Raw genomic sequence first — 18563 nt, 5'->3', positions numbered from 1 at the left:
GCCAAAAGGAGATGACAAAAAGAAATGAATATGTCAGCAACTCATGTAGAAGATTTGAAAAGTGTCATGGAAGACTGGAAAAATGAATTATTAGTATATAAATTTGCATTAGATGAAATGGATACAAAGTTTTCGATTATTAGTCAGGAATATAATTTAATCCATGGGCACAACCCAATAGAGCATACAAAATCACGGATCAAATCCTTTGAAAGCATCGTGAATAAACTAGCGAGAAAAGGATGTGACATCACCACACAATGTGCCAAGGAGTACATACATGATATCGCTGGTGTCCGCATCATCTGCTCGTTTATTCAAGATATCTATAACATCATTGATGTTCTGAGGCAAAGAGAGGATTTAAAGATCCTTGAAGTGAAGGATTACATTCAGCATCCGAAACCAAATGGCTATCGAAGTCTTCATTTAATTGTTGAGATTCCTGTTTACTTAACGAATCGTGTGGAGCATGTGAAGGTTGAAATTCAGGTGCGGACCATTGCGATGGATTTCTGGGCGAGTCTCGAACATAAAATCTATTATAAACTGCAAAACGATGTTCCTCATCAGCTCACCGATGAACTAAAGGAAGCGGCAGATATCGCTCACTACTTAGATGAAAAAATGCAAAATATCAAACGAGAAATTGATTAACCCCAATAAAAAGAGTAGCTGTTTTGAATGACAGCTACTCTTTTCAGTCTTATTAAGGGTTGGTGCCTCGATCTCTCTTTTGAATGATCGTACCGTCATCTTGCGATTGTGCAGACGGGCTGCCTTTTTGTGTAGAAGTACCAATCCAAACACCTGTGAACAAGAGCGCAAAAATCGCGCTTGAGATCAGCCATTTTTTCATCATACATCACTCCATCTTCTTAACAAGTTTTGAATGACAATGCCTTGTTCTGAAAATACATTGCTTCTTTCGGAAGACCATTTTCAGTTAAGTAGGCGGCTACATCCTGACAGATAGCCTCAAGATCAACAAGGAAATTCATAGATTCTAATTGATCACAATAAGAAATGATCTGCTCAATCATGTTGTTTGGCTGGAGCATCAATGTTTCTAAAATGGATAATTTAAGTGAAATGTTTCGTTGTTTTAAATTTTCTGCTTTTTGAAGTGAAAGCTGTACATAATAGTGGAACAAACCAGGCTTTTTCAGCTTAAATAGCGCTTTCGTGTAGGCATACAAGGCCAGTAAATAACCGCCTGGAGAAGAAGTTTCGAATGCCTCAATCAATAAAGCTTTTTCTAGGAGCGGCACAGCTTCACTGTATTCACTTCTTAGACTTTTAATAAAGGCTGCATTGCAATATGCGTGACCAAGTAAATCTGGATCCTCCATCTGTTCTAGTGAGTGAATCACCTGTCCAAACAAAGTTTCTGCCTCTTCATATTTCGATTGATCCGCATAATTCAAAGCAAGCATCATTTGACAGCTGATTGATTTTTTCACATAACATGGATCTGCGTCGTAAATAGACGAAGCCTTTTTTAAGTGGTGGATGGAGAGAAGTGTGGATCTTATATTATAGTATAGACAGCCTGTTTTATAATGGAATTCTGCTTTTTCAATGTCATCATGTACGAGATCTAATTTATCCTCTGCCAATTTCAAATGGTGGAATGCTGAATCTTGATTCCCTCTGCGCATTTCATACATGCCTTTAAAGAAATAGAAATAGTAGCTGAGCATATCATCTGTACGAATCGCATTTTCATCCACAAAAAGACTGTGATCTAACGAAGCTGTATCTTCGACTAAATCTTTGAAACGGTATTCTAAAAGTTGATAGTAGAGTAAGACGTCTTGATTCTCTTCCATTCGATCAAATGCTTGAAGAATCTCTTCTTTTAGCTGTATGGCTTCTTGTATGTCTCTTTTTTTCATCAAGACATACCAGTCATTTAGCATATTTGCTACATCAACGGATGACAAAACACCTGTTTCTGCCAATTGGTATCCTCCTTTCTTCACCTATTCATTTCTGCGGATTCTTATTTGTCTGAATCATCTTTCCATATTAAGTATCTTCTTATATTTTAAGCGGTCTATCTCAATTTGTAAAACATGTTTTTTGATGTAAATTCAACCAGTAGTGAAAAAAATAGGGAGTAGCGATCAAATTGTATACGCTTACATTTTTTTAGGTAAAAAGAGGATGTTGGAAAAAATATATCAGGATATCAATAGAGGAAGAGAGACAGTGAAAGAGGTTTTTTTCATAGGTGAGAAAGAAGTGGTATTTATAAAGGGGTGTTCTCGGTTTTTTGTGAGATTATATCACATGAATATTGTGAAACATGATTCTTTCAGAATAAAATGAGTTATTCGCAAAAAAGTAAAATTTAAAGAGACTATCGATCTAGAATTGTATGGATCTTTGGTATTGATAAAAAATATCACACAGTATAGCTTTAGCGTGGTATAGTAAGATTGTTGTTGCGAATATTTAGACAAAACTGACAATTGGGGGTCGTGTTTTATGAAGAAATCGATGTTACTGATCATGGGACTAATTGTTGTGCTCGTCATGGCAGCCTGTGGTTCAAAATCAGACAGCGGTTCGGGAGAAGGCAAAGGCACATATAAAATCGGGATAGATGTAACATATCCGCCATTTGAATTTGAAAAGGGCGGCAAAACGGTGGGAATAGACGTTGATTTAATTAACGCCATTGCGAAAGATCAAGACTTCAAAGTGAAACTTGAAGCAATGGATTTCTCAGGGATTATTCCAGCGATGCAAGCAGGTCAGCTTGATGTTGGAATGGGTGGTATGAGTATTACAGATGAGCGTAAAAAGAAAGTGGATTTCTCAGATCCATACTTCGACGCTGGTCTGACAGTTGTTGTGAAAAAGGACAGCAGCATTAAATCGATTGATGATTTAAAGGGGAAAAAGCTAGCTGTTAAAAATGGGACAACAGGTGCAAAATTTGCAACAGATAACGCAGACAAATATGGGTATGAAGTAGTTCAATTCAATGACAGTCCATCTATGTTCCAAGAAGTATCTAACGGAAATGCAGATGCTTTAATTGAGGATTATCCTGTCATTACGTATGCGATCGCACAGCAAGACTTGAAATTGAAAACAGTTGGAGATCGCTTGAATGGAGACCAATACGGGATCTCAGTGATGAAGGGGAAAAACCAGGACTTATTGAAGAAAATCAATAAAGGGCTGGAAAACCTAAAGAAAAACGGTGAATATGACAAAATTATTGAGAAATATTTGAAGTCATAACACAAGCGAGGCGCGCTCAGAGCGCGCTTTCTTTATGTGTCAACCGTATGTGAATTAGGGAGGGAGAAACATGGATACGATTGTTAATGCATTTCCGTATTTAATGGATGGTTTGCAAACCACTTTATATATCTTTGTTGTTGCTATCATTTTAGGTTTTATCATCGGGTTGATTGTGGCGCTATTCCGCCTGTCACCATTTAAAATCTTGAACTTTATTTCACTCGTTTTTGTCAATGCCATTCGAGGTACGCCATTTATCGTACAGCTATTCTTCATTTATTTTGGGCTAAATACACTTGAATTCATTTCACTTGACCGAGTACCGGCAGGGATTATTACAGTAGCAATTAACGCAGGAGCTTATTTCTCAGAAATTATTCGTGCAGGGATTCAGTCCATTGATAAAGGACAAACAGAAGCCGCACGCTCTTTAGGATTCACAGGTGGACAAAACATGCGTTTTATCGTTCTTCCACAGGCATTCCGCCGTATGCTTCCAGCCATTACGAACCAAGCCATCATCAGTTTGAAGGACACCTCTCTCTTATCGATTATCGGTATTGCTGATATCATGCAGAGGGGACAAGTTCAAGCATCGGCTACATTTGATCCTTTGAATGTCTGGCTCATTGTCGGTGTCATTTATTTCGTGATCATTTATTTACTTTCTCTACTGGCTAGCTACGCAGAAAGGAGATTTGATGTGAAATGAGTATGATTACGGTGAAAAACTTGAAGAAATCCTTTGGTGATAACGAAGTCTTAAAGGATATTAATGCAGTCATCGAGGAAAAAGAGGTTGTATGTGTCATTGGTCCTTCAGGATCAGGGAAAAGCACATTTCTAAGATGTCTCAATAAATTAGAGGATATTACGGCTGGAGAAGTTGTTGTCCACGGACATACGATTACAGACCCAAAAGTGAATATCAATAAAGTACGACAAGAAGTTGGTATGGTGTTTCAGCACTTTAATTTATTTCCTCATAAAACCGTGTTAGAAAATATCACGATCGCACCGGTGAAAGTAAAAGGGATGGAGAAGAAAGCGGCAGTCGATAAAGCATTAGACTTGCTTGAAAAGGTCGGCTTGAAAGACAAGGCCAAAAGTTACCCTAACCAATTATCTGGTGGACAAAAACAGCGTGTTGCCATTGCAAGAGCCTTGGCGATGGACCCGAAAGTGCTCTTATTCGATGAGCCGACATCTGCTCTTGACCCTGAGGTCGTTGGGGATGTTTTAGCTGTTATGAAACAATTAGCAGTCGAAGGAATGACGATGATTGTCGTCACACATGAAATGGGCTTTGCAAGAGAAGTGGGAGACCGAGTGATCTTTATGGATGGCGGATATATCGTCGAAGAAGACAAACCAGAAGCACTCTTTGGAAACCCGCAGCATGAGCGTACCAAATCATTTCTTAGTAAGGTGCTATAAAAAAAAGAGTAAGAGCAGGTATGCTCTTACTCTTTTTCTTTTGTGACGAGAATGAATATACCGATTCGCATGCATTTCCTAGGAAATATTATCGTTGGAAGAACTCAATCCACTCTTGGTCTGGCCCTCGGAAAAAGAAGTAGCAATAGCCATTGGGCAATGTTGTGATTTCTTCATCTATTAGCTCAATTTGCAGCTTTTGAATACGGTTGAATTCCGCGTGGATATTATCTGTTGTGAAGGCGAGATGGTGGACCTTTCCTTCAGATGGAAGGTCACTGCTATACCCTTGAATGAGTTCGATTTCCGTTTCTGCTTCGTCTTTAAAGCCAAGAAAGGCAAGTTCAATGACTCCGTTTGTATGAGTGATGCGATCCTTTAATTTCATGCCCACCACTTTTTCATAAAAATCAATGGACTGATCAATATTTGTCACCATAATCCCTGTATGATCTAAGCGTAATGTTGTCAAAAAAGAGCCTCCTCTATGTCGAGTTGATATTTTTCTCCTCATCTTATCATAATAGAAGTAACGTATACATTCATATGGTAGGATAGAGAGAGTCAATTTAGGATAAGGATGACACAAATGAAAAAAATCTCATTAAAACAAACATTTGCAGAACAAGTGAAAAAGGGATATCCGCTTATTTCAAAAGATGCTGTGTCGCGTGTGAACGGTGTACAGGAAGGCGAGCTCATTGAATGGGTAGATGAAAGAGGCTCTTTTTTAGGGAAAGGATATTATGGTGTGCAAAATAAAGGCATCGGTTGGGTACTTTCCTTTGACGCTAACGAAAAAATAGATCAGCCCTTTTTTGTTTCTAAACTTGAACAGGCATCCAAAAGCAGAACGCATCTATTTCGTGATGCACAGACGACGGCTTTCCGTGTGTTCAATGGGGAAGGGGATGGAATTGGTGGAATCACGATTGATTATTATGATGGATTCTATCTCATCCAATGGTATAGCGAAGGTGTTTATACATTAAAAGAAGATGTATTGGCTGCGATTGAGCAGGTGTACCCTGACTATAAAGGCATTTATGAAAAGAAACGATTTGATACGTCTGGACAATATATCGAAGATGACGATTTTGTAAAAGGGGAGAAAGGTGAATTTCCTCTTATCGTCAAAGAAAATGGGATGAACGTGGCGGTTTATCTAAATGATGGTGCGATGACAGGTATTTTCCTTGATCAGCGTCATGTGCGAAAAGCAATTCGAGATCGCTATGCAAAAGGAAAGACCGTCCTTAATACGTTCTCCTATACTGGCGCTTTCTCTGTAGCAGCAGCGCTTGGCGGGGCAAGCCGTACGACAAGTGTAGATGTTGCAAACCGCAGTTTGAAAAAAACATCTGAGCAGTTTGAAGTGAATGGCATTGATGTAGACGGGCAGGATATCAAAGTCATGGATGTCTTTAAATATTTCCCGTTTGCGGCGAAAAAAGGCTGGAGCTATGATGTTGTGATCTTGGACCCACCATCCTTTGCACGAACGAAGAAACACACATTCAGTGCAGCGAAGGATTATAAGAAACTATTAAAAGAAGCCATCCAGATCACAGCTGAGAACGGCGTCATTGTGGCGTCAACCAATAGCAGTGCATTTGGGATGAAAAAGTTTAAAGGATTTATTGCACAGGCCTTTAAAGAATCTGGGAAAACGTATCGTATTCTTGAGGAATATACACTTCCTGAGGACTTCCGTACAACGAAAAATTATCCTGAGGGGAACTATTTAAAGGTTGTCTTCATCCAAGCATAAGAAAAAGCCATTTTCCGATAGAGGGAAATGGCTTTTTCTATAGGGCAAACGACATCAGGATAGGCGCTGCACATAATGTAATAATGGCCGAAATGATCATGGACACACTTGAGATCGTGCCTGAGACCGAGCTCAGTTCAAAGGCCTTCGATGTGCCTGCACCATGTGCTCCTGTACCAAGCAGAACGCCCATTGCAATGTCATTATCAATACGGAAATAACGGATAACCAATGGTCCAATGATTGAGCCAAATAATGCTGTTAAAATGACGAATACAGCCGTAACGGACGGCATCCCGCCAATCATTTCAGACACACTCATCGCAACGGGTGTTGTGACGGATCTTGGGACGAGGCTCTCGATCAGACTCGTATCCAAATGAAACAATTTGGCGATAAACGCTGTTGATAAAATCGCAACGATAGAACCGCAAGCCACATTTAAAATAATTTCTACTGCATGCTTCTTCAGAATGTGAAAATACTTATATAAAGGAATGGCAAATGCCACAGTCGCAGGTTGAAGCATATTTGTCAGCCATTTTCCGCCTTGATTGTAAGCATCGTAAGGAATGTTCACGATTAACAGCAAGACCACAAGAACAACCGGTGTCACAAGTAAAGGGGAGACATAGACTTTCGGATGACGTTTATAAACCGCTTTTGATCCGAGATAGATCAGAATGGTTAAGATCAAAAATAGTCCGCCAACTAACATAGCTTTTTTCGCTCCTTTCTTTTCGCAATCATCTGCGTCATTATGCCAGTCGAGAGCATGACTACAAAGGTACTAAGTAAAACCACAAGGACAATACTTGTGCCAGATTGAGAAAGTAATGTTCCGTAATCAATCACACCTACTGCTGAAGGGATAAAGAAGAGCAGCAGTTCTCCGAGCAGCCATACGGCGCCAAGTTCAATCCATTTTAATTTAATGATGTTAAAATGAAGTAATAAGAAAATGACAAGAATGCCTAAGATCGTGCCCGGAATTCTTAAATGCAAAAAGGCCGCTAGCACATTCATCAATTTCGCAAAAGCAAATAAAGCCATAATCTGAAGGGTAGCAATCAGCGACGTTTTGAGCAATTGCACTTTCTGTTCACTCCTTTTTCTATATAAATTGTTCACTGTTTCACAAAAACAACACAACGTTCTAATCGGTGAGCTTACTTTAAAGTGTACAGCACGTTCTATTATAGGTAAAATACATATATCGAATAGTTAGTATTCCTTTTGTCTATAGAAAGGGTGAACCATGTGGACATCAGACATTTAACATATTTCTTAGAAGTGGCACGGTTAAAGAGTTTTACGAAAGCATCGCAATCGCTCTATGTGTCGCAGCCGACCATTTCCAAGATGGTCAAAAATCTGGAGGATGAGCTAGGTGTACAGTTGTTTTACCGTAATGGCAGACAGGTTGAAATGACAGATGCTGGACAAACCATGTATACACAGGCGAGTGAAATCACACAATCCTTTCAGAATTTAACGAGTGAATTAAATGATTTAATGAATGTGAAAAAAGGACATATCCGAATAGGACTGCCGCCCATGATTGGATCAAGCTTTTTCCCAAATGTGATGGGAGAATTCCGCCAGCAGTATCCAGATGTCACCTTTCAATTGGTGGAGCACGGCTCCATTAAAGTAGAGGAAGGGGTAGAGGATGGATCATTAGATATTGGTGTCATTGTTCTGCCTGCAAATGATAAAATTTTTCATACATACACCATCATTAAAGAGAATATGAAGCTTGTCACCCATCCATCACATCCGATGGCAGGACGTGATGAGGTTCATTTGGCTGATTTAAAGGAAGAGTCTTTTATTTTCTTTCGAGAAGATTTCGTTCTGCACAGCCGAATCTTAAATGAATGTATGAATGCTGGATTCAGGCCGAACGTTATTTATGAAACGTCACAATGGGATTTCATCAGTGAAATGGTTGCTGAGAATCTTGGGATTGGGCTTCTGCCTGAACGGATTTGCCGTGATCTAGATCCAGATAAAGTGAGGATCATTTCCTTAAATCCGTCTATTCCGTGGCATTTGGGTGTCATTTGGCGAAAGGACCGCTACTTGTCCTTTGCTGCAAGAGAATGGTTAAAGCATACAAAATCCTATGTGTGGGATGCAGAGTAAAAGGGAGGACGATACAGATGAAATTAAGCTGCGTGTCTCATCTTTTGGAAAAGATTCGAGCGGAAAATCCGCTTGTCCATAATATCACCAACCAAGTTGTGACGAACTTTACAGCGAATGGACTGCTTGCTTTAGGTGCTTCTCCAGTCATGGCAAACGCCAAAGAAGAAGTGGCAGAAATGGCGCAATTAGCGGATGCACTTGTGCTGAATATCGGCACACTAACAAAGGATACAGTGGAGGCAATGGTCATTGCTGGACAAGCGGCCAATGAAAAAGGTGTACCGGTTCTATTAGATCCTGTTGGTGTTGGTGCGACAACGTTTCGGACGAGTGCGGCGAAACAGCTGTTACAGCAAGTGGACATCACTGTTGTCAGAGGGAATGCTGCTGAAATAGCTCATTTAATTGGAGTGAATGGTTGGCAGTCAAAAGGGGTTGATGCAAAAGGGGCAAATGGAGATGTATCGTCTTTAGCAAAGCAGGCGGCAAAAGCCCTTCAAACCGTTGTGGCGATTACGGGAAAAGTGGATGTCGTGTCAGATGGAGAAGAGGTTCTATCTATTCATAATGGACACGAATGGTTAACCAAGGTGACAGGGACCGGCTGTTTACTCACCTCTGTCATAGGGGCATTTTGTGCAACAGGGGAACGTCCCATTCATGCGTCGGCATCAGCTCTGCTGTTTTATGGTGTCGCTGCAGAAAAGGCAGCTCAGCAGACAGAAGAGAAAGGGCCAGGCACCTTTCAAATCGAATTGTTAAATGCGCTGTCCAATACAAATGGTCAAGATGTGATCACTTTAGGGAAAATAGGGGGAGTTTTGCATGACGAAGGTTGATCAGCAGCTAATCAAACAGCAATTATCGGTTTATTTTATTATGGGAACAGCGAATACAAGCCGGCATCCGCTTGATGTGGTGAAAGAGGCTATTCAAGGCGGGATCACGATGTTTCAGTTTCGTGAAAAGGGTGAAGGTGCTCTGCAAGGTGAAGAAAAGAAAAAAATCGCTCAGCAGATTCAAGCACTTTGCCAAGAAGCGAATATTCCCTTTATCGTAAATGATGATGTACAGCTTGCAATAGATCTTGATGCAGATGGTGTCCATGTTGGGCAGGAAGATACACTTGCACAAGATGTACGGCAAAGAATCGGGAATAAAATATTAGGCGTGTCCACGCACAATCTAGATGAAGTGAGGCAAGCGATGAAGGACGGGGCAGACTACGTTGGGATGGGTCCAGTCTATCCTACAGAAACAAAAAAGGATACACGCAGTGTCCAGGGTGTTTCTTTAATCAACGAAGTACGTCAACACGGTCTTCACATTCCTATTGTGGGCATCGGCGGGATCACGTATGAAAATGCGGCACCAGTCATCCAAGCGGGAGCCGATGGCATTAGCATCATCAGCGCCATTAGCCAAAGCGCTGATCCGAAAAAAGTTGCGGAAGAACTAACATCTCTTGTCGAGTCAGAGAAAGCAGCTCTTTCATCTGTAAAAGACATGGATTAACTCATCCATGTCTCAGCGTGTAGACAAACCCTCGCATTCGGTGTCAGTCCTGTGCGCTGGTACTCACGAATGTCAAATTCGCTCCGTGAAAGTAGCTGTCCTTCCTAGACTTCAAAGGTTTTCTATCACGCTGAAAAGAAGACAAAGGGCTAAAATAAAGTTCATTTTAGCCCTTTGTCAACAATCTGAGACATGGATTAACTCATCCATATCTTTTCTTATCTACGTGAAAAATAGACAGAAGAGATACAATTGTGTACAATCTAATTGTTCGATTGTTTTCGAAATGACAGGTAAATAAAGGAGAATGAATGATGGAAGTGCTCGATACGTATTTTCGTCGATATGATGAAGCGGGAAAAGGGCAAGAGCAAATGAATGAATTGTTGGCATTGTTTTCAGATGATGTCATGATTGTCTTAAATGGTGCTGAAAAGCCTGGCATCCAATCGTTCACACAGTTTTTGAACACATTTTTCCACGTACATGAAGACATTAAGCATATGTGGGATGGCTGGGTGAAACGTGAAGATGGGAAGTATGAAACAAACTGGGCTGTTTGCGGAAAGTTAACAGACGGTCGTGTATATACAGCAGAAGGCATTGATATTGCGGAGCTGGATGATCAAGGAAAGATCGTTTATTTAGAAAACGTCCCGAAAAATCCAGAGTTATTCCAGCGATATTAAAAAGCCGGCAGAGCAGATATTATCCCCCTCTAATTAGACAGTATGAGATAATAAGCAAGCATGAGGCTTGCTTATTATTAGATTTATTTATCCGTAAATAGCTTATCAATCAAACTTATAGCAACAAAACAAAATGGAAATGCAATGAAAATGTACAGAACATTTTTAGGTACAAACATATTGTAATAATAGAAAAATACACTCATAAATAAAAGCATCACTGCATACTTGATCATACTCTTCACAACATTCCTCCTAATATATATCTACCAACCATTATTAGCGCGCTTATCCCTCTTATCTAACTGTATAGCAATTTGAGTTCACACACTGGTAGCTTAGACTTCTTTTATTTGTCTAACGAATAAGCGTCAATCGCTTCTTTAGCAGATGTTTCGTGATCAAATAGAAGATATCGGCTGTACACTTCGCTTAAATGCAGGGGACCTTCGTCTAAGTTTTCAACTAGCTCAAAGATATCTAGTACGGCTACTAGTTTTGTGGTTGTTTGTCCATGATCTCCATTTTCAAATGTCTCATCTGGAAAATGGTCTTTGACGATTTGTTTCACTTTTCGATTGTTTTTTGCTCTCACTAAAATGATTCGTTCCTCAAAGATTTTATCCGGTCTCACCTTTGGTGAGGAGCTAGATTCAAATAATAATTTTGCTGAGTACAATTTATGCATATGTTTCACTTCTTCCTTGTGGGGTGAATTTCTAGTATGTGTTTAAAATGATAACATAGGAATAACAAGAGAAGTCTATGGGGGTAATAGGGTTGAAAAGAATCATTGATAACAGAGGAGAAGTTCATGAAATTCTGTTGATCATCATCACATGCTGTTCGTTGATCACGTTGAGGAAATGTGACAAGTTAGAAAGATATAAAGAGAGATTAAAAGGCCAATTTATCCCATATTGAGTACAGTTTTGAAATAGCAAGAACACTGAAAAAGCCGGCAGAGCAGCCGGCTTTTTCTCATCAATCTGTATCCATATGCATGCCTGTGTGTGCTTTTACTTGAATTTCTGTAAAGGTGTCTTCATCTGCTTTTTCAGAGGAGAAAATGGTGCCTAAGTAAGCCGCAAGGAATCCGAGCGGGATCGAGATAATCCCAGGGTTCGATAGTGGGATAAGCGGCTCTCCTGTGAAAATGGCTGCCCCTGATGGGTCCCAGACGCTTGGGCTGAGTGACACGATCAGGAGTGCGCTCAGAAGACCTGTTAAGCTTCCTGCGATAGCACCTGTTGAGTTAAATCGTTTCCAAAAGACAGTGAAGATAATCAACGGTAAATTCGCACTTGCTGCCACTGCGAAGGCAAGTGACACAAGAAAAGCAACGTTTAAAGATTGCGCAAATAATGCAAGAATGATGGAAAGGATGGCCACGCCGATGGAAGCAAAGCGTGCCGCCTTCACCTGTTCCCGTTCACTCGCTTTTCCTTTGCGGATAATCTGGCTATAAAAATCATGGGCAAAGGCAGACGCGGCGGATAAAACAAGACCGGTCACCACTGCCAAAATGGTCGCAAAGGCAATAGCGGAAACAAAGGCAAATAATAAATCTCCCCCTAGGGCCTGTGCAAGCAGTGGTGCTGCCATGTTTCCTGCTGCATCGGCTGCCGTAATTGCATCTGTTCCGACAAAAGCAGCGGCACCGAAGCCGAGGAAAACCGTCATTAAATAAAAAATCCCGATAATCCATGTAGCGGATAGAACAGATTTACGCGCAGAAATGGCATCCTTTACTGTATAAAAACGGATCAAAATATGCGGCAAACCTGCTGTTCCTAGCACAAGGGCAAGGTTCAGAGACAAGGTCTCTAAAGGCACATCATATTTATTTCCCGGGTGAAGAAATGCCCCACCAAGCGGGGTCGCTGTTTTCATCTGCTCAAACATCTTCAGCAGGCTAAAATCAAACTTGGCAAACACAAGCAGCGAAATAATCAGCGTGCCCAGCATGAGAAGCACAGCTTTCGTGATCTGTACCCAGCTGGTTGCGATCATGCCGCCAAACACGACATAAATGGTCATCAAGACACCTACGATCAGCACCGCAATCCAGTAATCAATGCCAAGAAGCAGTTTGATTAATGCACCTGCCCCAACAAGCTGTGCAATCATATAAAAAGTAGAGACTGTGATTGTGTTAAATGCGGCTACCCCTCGAATGGCAGGACGCTTAAATCGTGCAGCAATCATATCAGCCATCGTATATTTTCCTAGATTTCGAAGCGGTTCAGCCACGACATAAAGGACGACAAGATACGCTACAAGAAAGCCAATACTATAGAAAAAGCCGTCAAATCCATTTAAGGCGATCATGCCGGCGATCCCTAAAAATGAAGCAGCAGACATATAGTCCCCGGCGATGGCAAGGCCGTTCTGAAATCCAGTCAGTCCGCCGCCTGCGGTGTAAAAATCACTCGCATTGCTTGTTTTTTTCGCAGCAAAATACGTGATGACCAATGTGAGCCCTACGATCGCTATGAATAAAATAAAAGCGGTCATACTCATTCGTCATCACCTCTAGATTCGGTTTTTAAAGCGCTTACATATTTGTCGAACTGAGCTGCTTTTTTTGCATAAAGCCCACATAAAACCCATGTCATCACAAATTGCGTGAGGGCAAATAACCAAGCCCACGTGATCGCTCCAATTGCTGGCGTGTTCAAAAAGGTGAAGTAGGATGTAGCAACCGGAAGTGAAAAGTAAAAGAGAAAAAAGAAAATCGTCATAGGTACGATAAATCTGCGTTTTTCCTCAAGAAGTTTTCGAAAATCCTTTGAAGCGGCAACCTTCTTATAATGAACGTTTTTGTCTGCCATTGTTTCCTCCTTTGTACGAATTAGGGACAAGGTACTCCAATGCATATGAGACGATCTGGTTGTTTATGACAGTATATCATAAAAAAGGCACCCGAAAAGGGTGTTTAGCCTGATCAATTGTGGATATAAATATTGGGAAAATGAAAATAAACACAAGAAGCTGGAAATCAAATATAAGATCAAAGAAAAAAACTCTATGATATCCATTGTCACATGGTCTGTAGATTCGATTTAGCAAATGAAACATTTGAGGTCATAATGCGTTGGCATATTAATATCAAGAATTACATTACATAAACATGTAGAGAAGCAGGCTGATGGAGCCTGCTTCTCTTTTAATATTTTTTCCCAAGACGTGTCGTATGTGAAACTGTTTTAACATGCTTTTTACGCTTGGAATCTTTGTAGACAGATAAGACAAATTTGTTGTTCCAGTATCCATTTTTCGGGCTGTAGTATGTTTTGAATGTGTAATGAAAGACTTTTTGACCGGTTGATCCTGAAGCTGTAGTTACTGTTGTAGCGAGTATGGCTATTACTTTTAGTGTCAAGACTGCGCCAGCTACAGCACCGGTCCCTGTCGGTAATGCCAAAATTGTTGTTGTCACAAGAACGACAATAGCAAGAGTAACGTTGAATTTGTTTTTATAGGTTTTTACAAGTCTCCATTGATAATCTTTGTTTGATTTTGTGTTAAATTCGCCGTCTTCACTTAATAATTCTGGTCCAGCTTCTTTAAATTCTTTAATGTCTACTAGTTCATTGTTGATACGAAGTTCTTCTGTTGCCCGATCAAAAGAGACGGTATCTATTTGTTCACCATTATCAATCGTTATTGTTTGAGTGCTGCCTTTAACTACAGAATTGAAAGTATGTAGTTTGCCTTCAATTTCAGTTTGATAAGATTCTTTAATTCCTTGAGGTTCTAGGGTTACTGCGGCTACGGTTTGTAATGGAACTGTTAAAAATAGCGTCATGCCTAAAAGCCCGATTATGAACTTTTTCATTTTGGATATTTCCCCCTTGTTTTTTGTGCAATAATAAATATATGGATAAAAAATGCTTTTCTTTTAAAAAAAGTTAATTGAGGAGTGATTGATGTGTTTTGGAATTGGGTAGTAGGCATGATCGGGATAATCATAGGGGCTTGTATCTTTGCAACGGAGTTCGAAGATGCTACTTTCTTCACTCGCTTTATTTTCAAGCTTATTGCGATTTTACTTCTTGTGTTTTCAGTGGCTTTTATTAAGTGGCGGCGTAAAAAAATACAACAGCATAATAATTCATAGTACTCCCTCCTTTTTTGACATGTTTTCATCCTATCATTGATCGGTTTGAATTTGGGAATTCATTGGAAAATTTCTTTTTGGGTTGCGGTGACCGCAATTTAGGTTCTTTTATATGGGAGGCGAATGTATGATGACGGTAATATCAGTATTGATGATGTTAAATGGTGCTTGTTATTTTGCTGTTGTTTTCTTTTTATTGAGTGTCCCATTCATCAATATGGTCATTACTGGATAATAAAGAACAGGCTGAAGAGCCTGTTTTTTTTACTTAAAATACAAAAACACCACTGCGATTACGTATAAAAATCGATATGTCTTGTGCCCTACTTGCTTAAAAAATGCTTGCGCTATGCCGAAAATTTTACAAATCAATGGATAAATAGGGTTTTATTAGGAGTTGTTATGCTAACATTTATTAAAAATTGGTTTTCTAGGGGGATTGTAAATGGCTTCTATACCGTCTCCAGTTGTAGCGATCAAGATAAATGAATGGTATAAGCAAATAAAAAGATTCAATGTTAAAGAGGCTCAGAAGCTAAGAGAAGAGGTTAGAAAAGAAATCGATGTCATGGAAGAAGATGAACAGGCGGTTCTTTATTTTCAGTTGATGGAGTTCCGTCATCAATTGATGACAGACTATGTGCAGCCTTCTAAAGAACCACTTGAAAAATCGGATTACTTGAAAGCTGTAGAAGGACAAGGAAAGAAGATGTCAGCCATTCTTGAATACTATTTTAATTTTTTTCAAGGGATGTATGAATTCAAAAAAGGAGAGTTTATTAGAGCTATTGTGTTCTATAAGCGCGCGGAAAAGCGCCTAGAGCAAGTAGGGGATGAGTTAGAGAGAGCGGAATTTTATTATAAATTATCAGAAGTGTTTTATCACATGAAACAGACACACGTGTCTATGTATTACGTTGGTCTTTCTTATGATACTTATAAGGCACATAAGAGCAATTCTCTTTATATGATTCGAGAAATTAATTGTCTAACTGTTATGGCAGGTAATTTCATTGATTTTGAATGCAGAGAAAAGGCGCTTCCTCATTTATTGTCAGCTTTAGAAAAATCTAAGGCAATGTCTAATAAGTCAATGATTGTGAAGTCATTATTTAATATTGGGTGTTGTTTTAAAGGATTAGGTGATTTTAATAGGGCACTAGCTTATTTTAATCAGGTGATTCTAGAAGGAGAGCCTATTAATGCTACAGAGTTGCTTTTGGTTTATTATGAATTATCGTTATTTCATTTGAGTCAAAAGGAATTTATTGAGGGTGAAAGATTTTTCAAAAGAGGCTTGGAAGAAGCGAAGAATAGAAAAAATGATCTATTTTTATCGTTACTGATGGTATTGGACATTTTATTTTTAAAAACAGCAAACCTAAGTGAAGTCTTGAGCTCATTGGGAAAATTAGAGAATGAGAGGGGTTATCCATACATGGAAGACCTAGCGCTCGAAGCGGCTCGGTACTATAATGAGAATGGGCGTATGGATGAATCTGTAAAAATGTATGAAAAAGTGATGTACGCCCGAAAACAAATCCAAAGGGGCGACTGTTCATATGAATTTTAAAACGGTTCTTACTGGTTTTTTGAGTGCTTCAGCATTGCTAGGTGTGATCTCATTATCATCTGTCGATTTTGATGTGAATTCAAGAAATGCTACTTCTCCAGAATCCACTGATCTGACTGTAAGAAATGCTACAGGCAGTAGCGTTACTACTGAGGATTTTCCTCTTATAACTTTATCTCAACAAGATAACGATTTTGCTGTGAGGAACGGAACCCGTTCTAGTGAAAATCCTGATGTTCGTTTTGGAACCCGTGATTCTAGATTATCTACTTGATGAATCAAACAGATCTTTAGGGTCTGTCAGGCTGTCGAGGAAATCTCGACAGCCTAATTGTCCCCATTAAAACTTACATCTCTCCATTTTATAATAGAGAAAAGCATATACAATAACGGATCGGAGTGGTTATCGGTTCTACAAATCAGATCCGAAAGCATGTGCTCCGTCTCCTTTTCTTGAAAGCTGCACAAGATCTCAAAAGCACCAAAAGGCCATTTCAAGACATGTGTGGAAGGCCTTTTCATTCATTCTCACCTAACATCATGACGTGGAAAATAAAAAAGAATGTAGAAAAACATGAGTTTCTCTACATTCTGGGCACCCGAAAAGGGTGCTTTCTACCGATAATGCGCAAGAAATGTCTGTCTTGCTTTTTCATATGCTTCTGCATCAAAATGATCTCCGCATTTGTGAATACACCAGGGCTCCACTTGCCTTGCAATCCCAACCTCATATCCCTGCTGTGCAAACTCAAAAGACTGTGACACATCATAAAAATGAAAGCCGTCTAAAAGATCCTCACGCCACTTGATATCATATTGTGTTGCCATAAAAAGACCGTCAATAGCAGAAGCTTTGATATAACCTTGGGGCTCTGTCTGTGGATGACCAGATTCAAACGTTAGCAGCTGATAGGTGTCGTGCCGATATTCAATGACTTTCCCTCTGCAATCATGGCTCTCCCACCAGATTCCATTGTCTGGCACACTTTCTGCACCTATTACCCCAAGCATGCCAAGTGACGGATTTTGCAAGAAAAGTGGGATCAGCTCGAGAAGCATATGCTGTTTGACGATGAGTGTATCTTGATGAAGATAAATTTTAAACTGTGCAGGATGAGTGAGAGCTTCATTGTATCCAGAGGCCATACTTGATGCATGTCTAATGGGAAAAACCTCTACATGATACCCGTGCGGAGCAGGAAGTGAAGCGAGCTGCCGGAAGCAAGCTTGAAACATCGACTCATCATTTACACATAAAACAAATAAGATGGTGGGGCTACTCATTGAGTTGAACCGCCTCAACCACGTATTGATAGGCTGTCGCTGCCTCGTTAAAATCAAAACGGATGCCATGTTTTACGAGTAATTCATGTAGATCATTCATGACGCCCGTATAGGAAGGGTGTTGTACACGAATGGTTTCAAGCTCACGAACATGAAACCCGGCTGACTGAAAGAGGGAATGAATTTCGTGAAGGGTAAAGAAACGTAAATGTGTTTGATCCATTAATCCTGCATCTGTATAAGAAAATCTCCCAGCCAGTAATTCTAAAACCGTTGAAATATGACCAATATTCGGAATGGAAGACAAGATGACCCCTTCCTTTTTCAGAAAAGGTTTGACCTTTTTTAAAACGGCCCAAGGGTCCAATAAATGTTCAAGAACATCTCCGAAAATGATGCAGTCAAATTGTTCATGCTGATAAGGCAGCGCCATCTGTTCAATATTGCCGCATAAAACATGATCCAGCGCTTTCTCAGCCTGCTTTGCTGCATCTTCAAAAGATTCAATTCCATATATGGTACGGTCTTGTTGTTTTAAGACTTTGCCAAGCTGGCCTGTGCCGCATCCGATATCCAAGATAGACGTCCATTCCTTGCGAATACGATGGACAATCACAGGGTTCACACCGTGATAATATTGATCCTTCTTTTGATGATAATAAGATAGGGAATCTGAACTCACGCGCCACCCACCTTTCTTCTTTCTTGTGTCTTATGCTTAATATATGGGTGGGGAGCTTGGTTTTATAACGAAAATGG

At 40.0% G+C, this 18563-nt stretch carries 22 protein-coding genes; 11 read left to right on the top strand and 11 right to left on the bottom strand.

Annotated elements, in window-relative coordinates; translation table 11 throughout:
• Positions 1-24 precede the first annotated feature (24 nt).
• A complete protein-coding gene (gene ywaC / locus FXF70_RS03625; protein ID WP_007497867.1) occupies positions 25-657 on the top strand; it encodes a GTP pyrophosphokinase YwaC in 633 nt (210 codons plus the stop codon).
• 52 nt (positions 658-709) lie between these two features.
• Here ywaC and FXF70_RS19005 read toward each other — a convergent pair whose 3' ends face one another.
• Together FXF70_RS19005 and FXF70_RS03620 are read right to left on the bottom strand one after the other, a co-directional pair.
• Positions 710-859 (bottom strand): hypothetical protein, encoded by a 150-nt coding sequence (locus FXF70_RS19005; protein ID WP_017368302.1) that lies wholly within the window; start codon positions 857-859, stop codon positions 710-712.
• A 19-nt stretch (positions 860-878) separates the two neighbouring features.
• On the bottom strand, positions 879-1964 hold the full coding sequence (locus tag FXF70_RS03620; protein WP_007497864.1) for a response regulator aspartate phosphatase: 1086 nt from the start codon (positions 1962-1964) through the stop codon (positions 879-881).
• 529 nt (positions 1965-2493) lie between these two features.
• Between FXF70_RS03620 and FXF70_RS03615 the strand changes: the two genes are divergently transcribed.
• The 3 genes from FXF70_RS03615 (at position 2494) to FXF70_RS03605 (ending at position 4698) form a co-directional block, all read left to right on the top strand.
• Positions 2494-3258, top strand: coding sequence for a transporter substrate-binding domain-containing protein (locus FXF70_RS03615; protein ID WP_007497862.1), 765 nt, complete (start codon positions 2494-2496; stop codon positions 3256-3258).
• A gap of 70 nt (positions 3259-3328) precedes the next feature.
• A complete protein-coding gene (locus FXF70_RS03610) occupies positions 3329-3973 on the top strand; it encodes an amino acid ABC transporter permease (protein ID WP_007497860.1) in 645 nt (214 codons plus the stop codon).
• Positions 3970-4698: an amino acid ABC transporter ATP-binding protein gene (locus FXF70_RS03605; RefSeq protein ID WP_025208197.1), complete on the top strand. Its 729-nt coding sequence runs from the start codon at positions 3970-3972 to the stop codon at positions 4696-4698. Before FXF70_RS03610 ends, FXF70_RS03605 begins: the two co-directional genes overlap by 4 nt.
• A gap of 88 nt (positions 4699-4786) precedes the next feature.
• On the opposite strand, the gene FXF70_RS03600 is transcribed toward FXF70_RS03605, so the two are convergent.
• The gene (locus FXF70_RS03600) at positions 4787-5170 is read right to left on the bottom strand and encodes a glyoxalase GlxA (protein ID WP_008345541.1); all 384 of its coding nucleotides are present in this window, start codon (positions 5168-5170) and stop codon (positions 4787-4789) included.
• A gap of 117 nt (positions 5171-5287) precedes the next feature.
• Here FXF70_RS03600 and FXF70_RS03595 point away from each other — a divergent pair, with 117 nt between their 5' ends.
• Positions 5288-6469 (top strand): class I SAM-dependent rRNA methyltransferase, encoded by a 1182-nt coding sequence (locus tag FXF70_RS03595; RefSeq protein ID WP_017360158.1) that lies wholly within the window; start codon positions 5288-5290, stop codon positions 6467-6469.
• Between the two features lie 37 nt (positions 6470-6506).
• On the opposite strand, the gene FXF70_RS03590 is transcribed toward FXF70_RS03595, so the two are convergent.
• Both FXF70_RS03590 and FXF70_RS03585 read right to left on the bottom strand, forming a co-directional pair.
• A complete protein-coding gene (locus FXF70_RS03590) occupies positions 6507-7187 on the bottom strand; it encodes a CidB/LrgB family autolysis modulator (protein WP_007497850.1) in 681 nt (226 codons plus the stop codon).
• A complete protein-coding gene (locus FXF70_RS03585; RefSeq protein WP_017368298.1) occupies positions 7181-7564 on the bottom strand; it encodes a CidA/LrgA family holin-like protein in 384 nt (127 codons plus the stop codon). Before FXF70_RS03585 ends, FXF70_RS03590 begins: the two co-directional genes overlap by 7 nt.
• Before the next feature lie 165 nt (positions 7565-7729).
• On the opposite strand from FXF70_RS03585, the gene cidR reads away from it, so the two are divergent.
• The 4 genes from cidR to FXF70_RS03560 all read left to right on the top strand — a co-directional run bounded on the left by cidR (position 7730) and on the right by FXF70_RS03560 (position 10824).
• Entirely contained in the window at positions 7730-8617 is an 888-nt protein-coding gene (cidR, locus tag FXF70_RS03580; RefSeq protein WP_008345526.1) for a cidABC operon transcriptional activator CidR, read from the top strand.
• Between the two features lie 17 nt (positions 8618-8634).
• Complete coding sequence (gene thiM / locus FXF70_RS03575; protein ID WP_148779836.1) at positions 8635-9459, top strand: hydroxyethylthiazole kinase; 825 nt, start codon at positions 8635-8637, stop codon at positions 9457-9459.
• The gene (gene thiE, locus FXF70_RS03570; RefSeq protein ID WP_125589341.1) at positions 9446-10135 is read left to right on the top strand and encodes a thiamine phosphate synthase; all 690 of its coding nucleotides are present in this window, start codon (positions 9446-9448) and stop codon (positions 10133-10135) included. Before thiM ends, thiE begins: the two co-directional genes overlap by 14 nt.
• Before the next feature lie 314 nt (positions 10136-10449).
• Entirely contained in the window at positions 10450-10824 is a 375-nt protein-coding gene (locus tag FXF70_RS03560) for a nuclear transport factor 2 family protein (protein WP_017368295.1), read from the top strand.
• A 349-nt stretch (positions 10825-11173) separates the two neighbouring features.
• On the opposite strand, the gene FXF70_RS03555 is transcribed toward FXF70_RS03560, so the two are convergent.
• The 4 genes from FXF70_RS03555 to FXF70_RS03540 form a co-directional block, all read right to left on the bottom strand.
• On the bottom strand, positions 11174-11512 hold the full coding sequence (locus tag FXF70_RS03555) for a DUF4288 domain-containing protein (protein WP_046526774.1): 339 nt from the start codon (positions 11510-11512) through the stop codon (positions 11174-11176).
• 296 nt (positions 11513-11808) lie between these two features.
• On the bottom strand, positions 11809-13347 hold the full coding sequence (locus FXF70_RS03550; protein ID WP_017360150.1) for a solute symporter family protein: 1539 nt from the start codon (positions 13345-13347) through the stop codon (positions 11809-11811).
• Positions 13344-13658, bottom strand: a complete 315-nt coding sequence (locus tag FXF70_RS03545) for a DUF485 domain-containing protein (protein WP_025208191.1) — start codon at positions 13656-13658, stop codon at positions 13344-13346. The genes FXF70_RS03550 and FXF70_RS03545 overlap by 4 nt, the downstream gene beginning before the upstream one ends.
• A gap of 335 nt (positions 13659-13993) precedes the next feature.
• Positions 13994-14665, bottom strand: a complete 672-nt coding sequence (locus tag FXF70_RS03540) for a hypothetical protein (RefSeq protein WP_048001151.1) — start codon at positions 14663-14665, stop codon at positions 13994-13996.
• A 727-nt stretch (positions 14666-15392) separates the two neighbouring features.
• On the opposite strand from FXF70_RS03540, the gene FXF70_RS03530 reads away from it, so the two are divergent.
• Together FXF70_RS03530 and FXF70_RS03525 are read left to right on the top strand one after the other, a co-directional pair.
• On the top strand, positions 15393-16520 hold the full coding sequence (locus tag FXF70_RS03530; protein WP_148779835.1) for a response regulator aspartate phosphatase: 1128 nt from the start codon (positions 15393-15395) through the stop codon (positions 16518-16520).
• A complete protein-coding gene (locus FXF70_RS03525; protein ID WP_017360144.1) occupies positions 16510-16794 on the top strand; it encodes a hypothetical protein in 285 nt (94 codons plus the stop codon). The genes FXF70_RS03530 and FXF70_RS03525 overlap by 11 nt, the downstream gene beginning before the upstream one ends.
• A 341-nt stretch (positions 16795-17135) precedes the next feature.
• Here the strand turns inward: FXF70_RS03525 and FXF70_RS03515 are convergent, their stop codons facing one another.
• Both FXF70_RS03515 and FXF70_RS03510 read right to left on the bottom strand, forming a co-directional pair.
• Positions 17136-17804, bottom strand: coding sequence for a glycosyltransferase family protein (locus tag FXF70_RS03515; protein WP_148779833.1), 669 nt, complete (start codon positions 17802-17804; stop codon positions 17136-17138).
• Positions 17797-18486: a class I SAM-dependent methyltransferase gene (locus tag FXF70_RS03510; protein WP_008345507.1), complete on the bottom strand. Its 690-nt coding sequence runs from the start codon at positions 18484-18486 to the stop codon at positions 17797-17799. Before FXF70_RS03510 ends, FXF70_RS03515 begins: the two co-directional genes overlap by 8 nt.
• Positions 18487-18563 lie beyond the last annotated feature (77 nt).

This window comes from Bacillus sp. Y3 (assembly GCF_008123875.1).
Lineage (GTDB): Bacteria > Bacillota > Bacilli > Bacillales > Bacillaceae > Bacillus > Bacillus altitudinis.
The sequence above is the reverse complement of the archived record's forward strand: the minus strand, read 5'-3'. Positions and strand labels throughout refer to the sequence as shown.

What these genes read in the sequence shown, in the direction of transcription:
- ywaC (WP_007497867.1), top strand. Translation starts at nt 25, where the DNA reads ATGAATATGTCAGCAACTCATGTAGAAGATTTGAAAAGTGTCATGGAA.
- FXF70_RS19005 (WP_017368302.1), bottom strand. Translation starts at nt 859, where the DNA reads ATGAAAAAATGGCTGATCTCAAGCGCGATTTTTGCGCTCTTGTTCACA.
- FXF70_RS03615 (WP_007497862.1), top strand. Translation starts at nt 2,494, where the DNA reads ATGAAGAAATCGATGTTACTGATCATGGGACTAATTGTTGTGCTCGTC.
- FXF70_RS03610 (WP_007497860.1), top strand. Translation starts at nt 3,329, where the DNA reads ATGGATACGATTGTTAATGCATTTCCGTATTTAATGGATGGTTTGCAA.
- FXF70_RS03605 (WP_025208197.1), top strand. Translation starts at nt 3,970, where the DNA reads ATGAGTATGATTACGGTGAAAAACTTGAAGAAATCCTTTGGTGATAAC.
- FXF70_RS03595 (WP_017360158.1), top strand. Translation starts at nt 5,288, where the DNA reads ATGAAAAAAATCTCATTAAAACAAACATTTGCAGAACAAGTGAAAAAG.
- FXF70_RS03590 (WP_007497850.1), bottom strand. Translation starts at nt 7,187, where the DNA reads ATGTTAGTTGGCGGACTATTTTTGATCTTAACCATTCTGATCTATCTC.
- thiM (WP_148779836.1), top strand. Translation starts at nt 8,635, where the DNA reads ATGAAATTAAGCTGCGTGTCTCATCTTTTGGAAAAGATTCGAGCGGAA.
- thiE (WP_125589341.1), top strand. Translation starts at nt 9,446, where the DNA reads ATGACGAAGGTTGATCAGCAGCTAATCAAACAGCAATTATCGGTTTAT.
- FXF70_RS03560 (WP_017368295.1), top strand. Translation starts at nt 10,450, where the DNA reads ATGGAAGTGCTCGATACGTATTTTCGTCGATATGATGAAGCGGGAAAA.
- FXF70_RS03555 (WP_046526774.1), bottom strand. Translation starts at nt 11,512, where the DNA reads ATGCATAAATTGTACTCAGCAAAATTATTATTTGAATCTAGCTCCTCA.
- FXF70_RS03550 (WP_017360150.1), bottom strand. Translation starts at nt 13,347, where the DNA reads ATGAGTATGACCGCTTTTATTTTATTCATAGCGATCGTAGGGCTCACA.
- FXF70_RS03545 (WP_025208191.1), bottom strand. Translation starts at nt 13,658, where the DNA reads ATGGCAGACAAAAACGTTCATTATAAGAAGGTTGCCGCTTCAAAGGAT.
- FXF70_RS03540 (WP_048001151.1), bottom strand. Translation starts at nt 14,665, where the DNA reads ATGAAAAAGTTCATAATCGGGCTTTTAGGCATGACGCTATTTTTAACA.
- FXF70_RS03530 (WP_148779835.1), top strand. Translation starts at nt 15,393, where the DNA reads ATGGCTTCTATACCGTCTCCAGTTGTAGCGATCAAGATAAATGAATGG.
- FXF70_RS03525 (WP_017360144.1), top strand. Translation starts at nt 16,510, where the DNA reads ATGAATTTTAAAACGGTTCTTACTGGTTTTTTGAGTGCTTCAGCATTG.
- FXF70_RS03515 (WP_148779833.1), bottom strand. Translation starts at nt 17,804, where the DNA reads ATGAGTAGCCCCACCATCTTATTTGTTTTATGTGTAAATGATGAGTCG.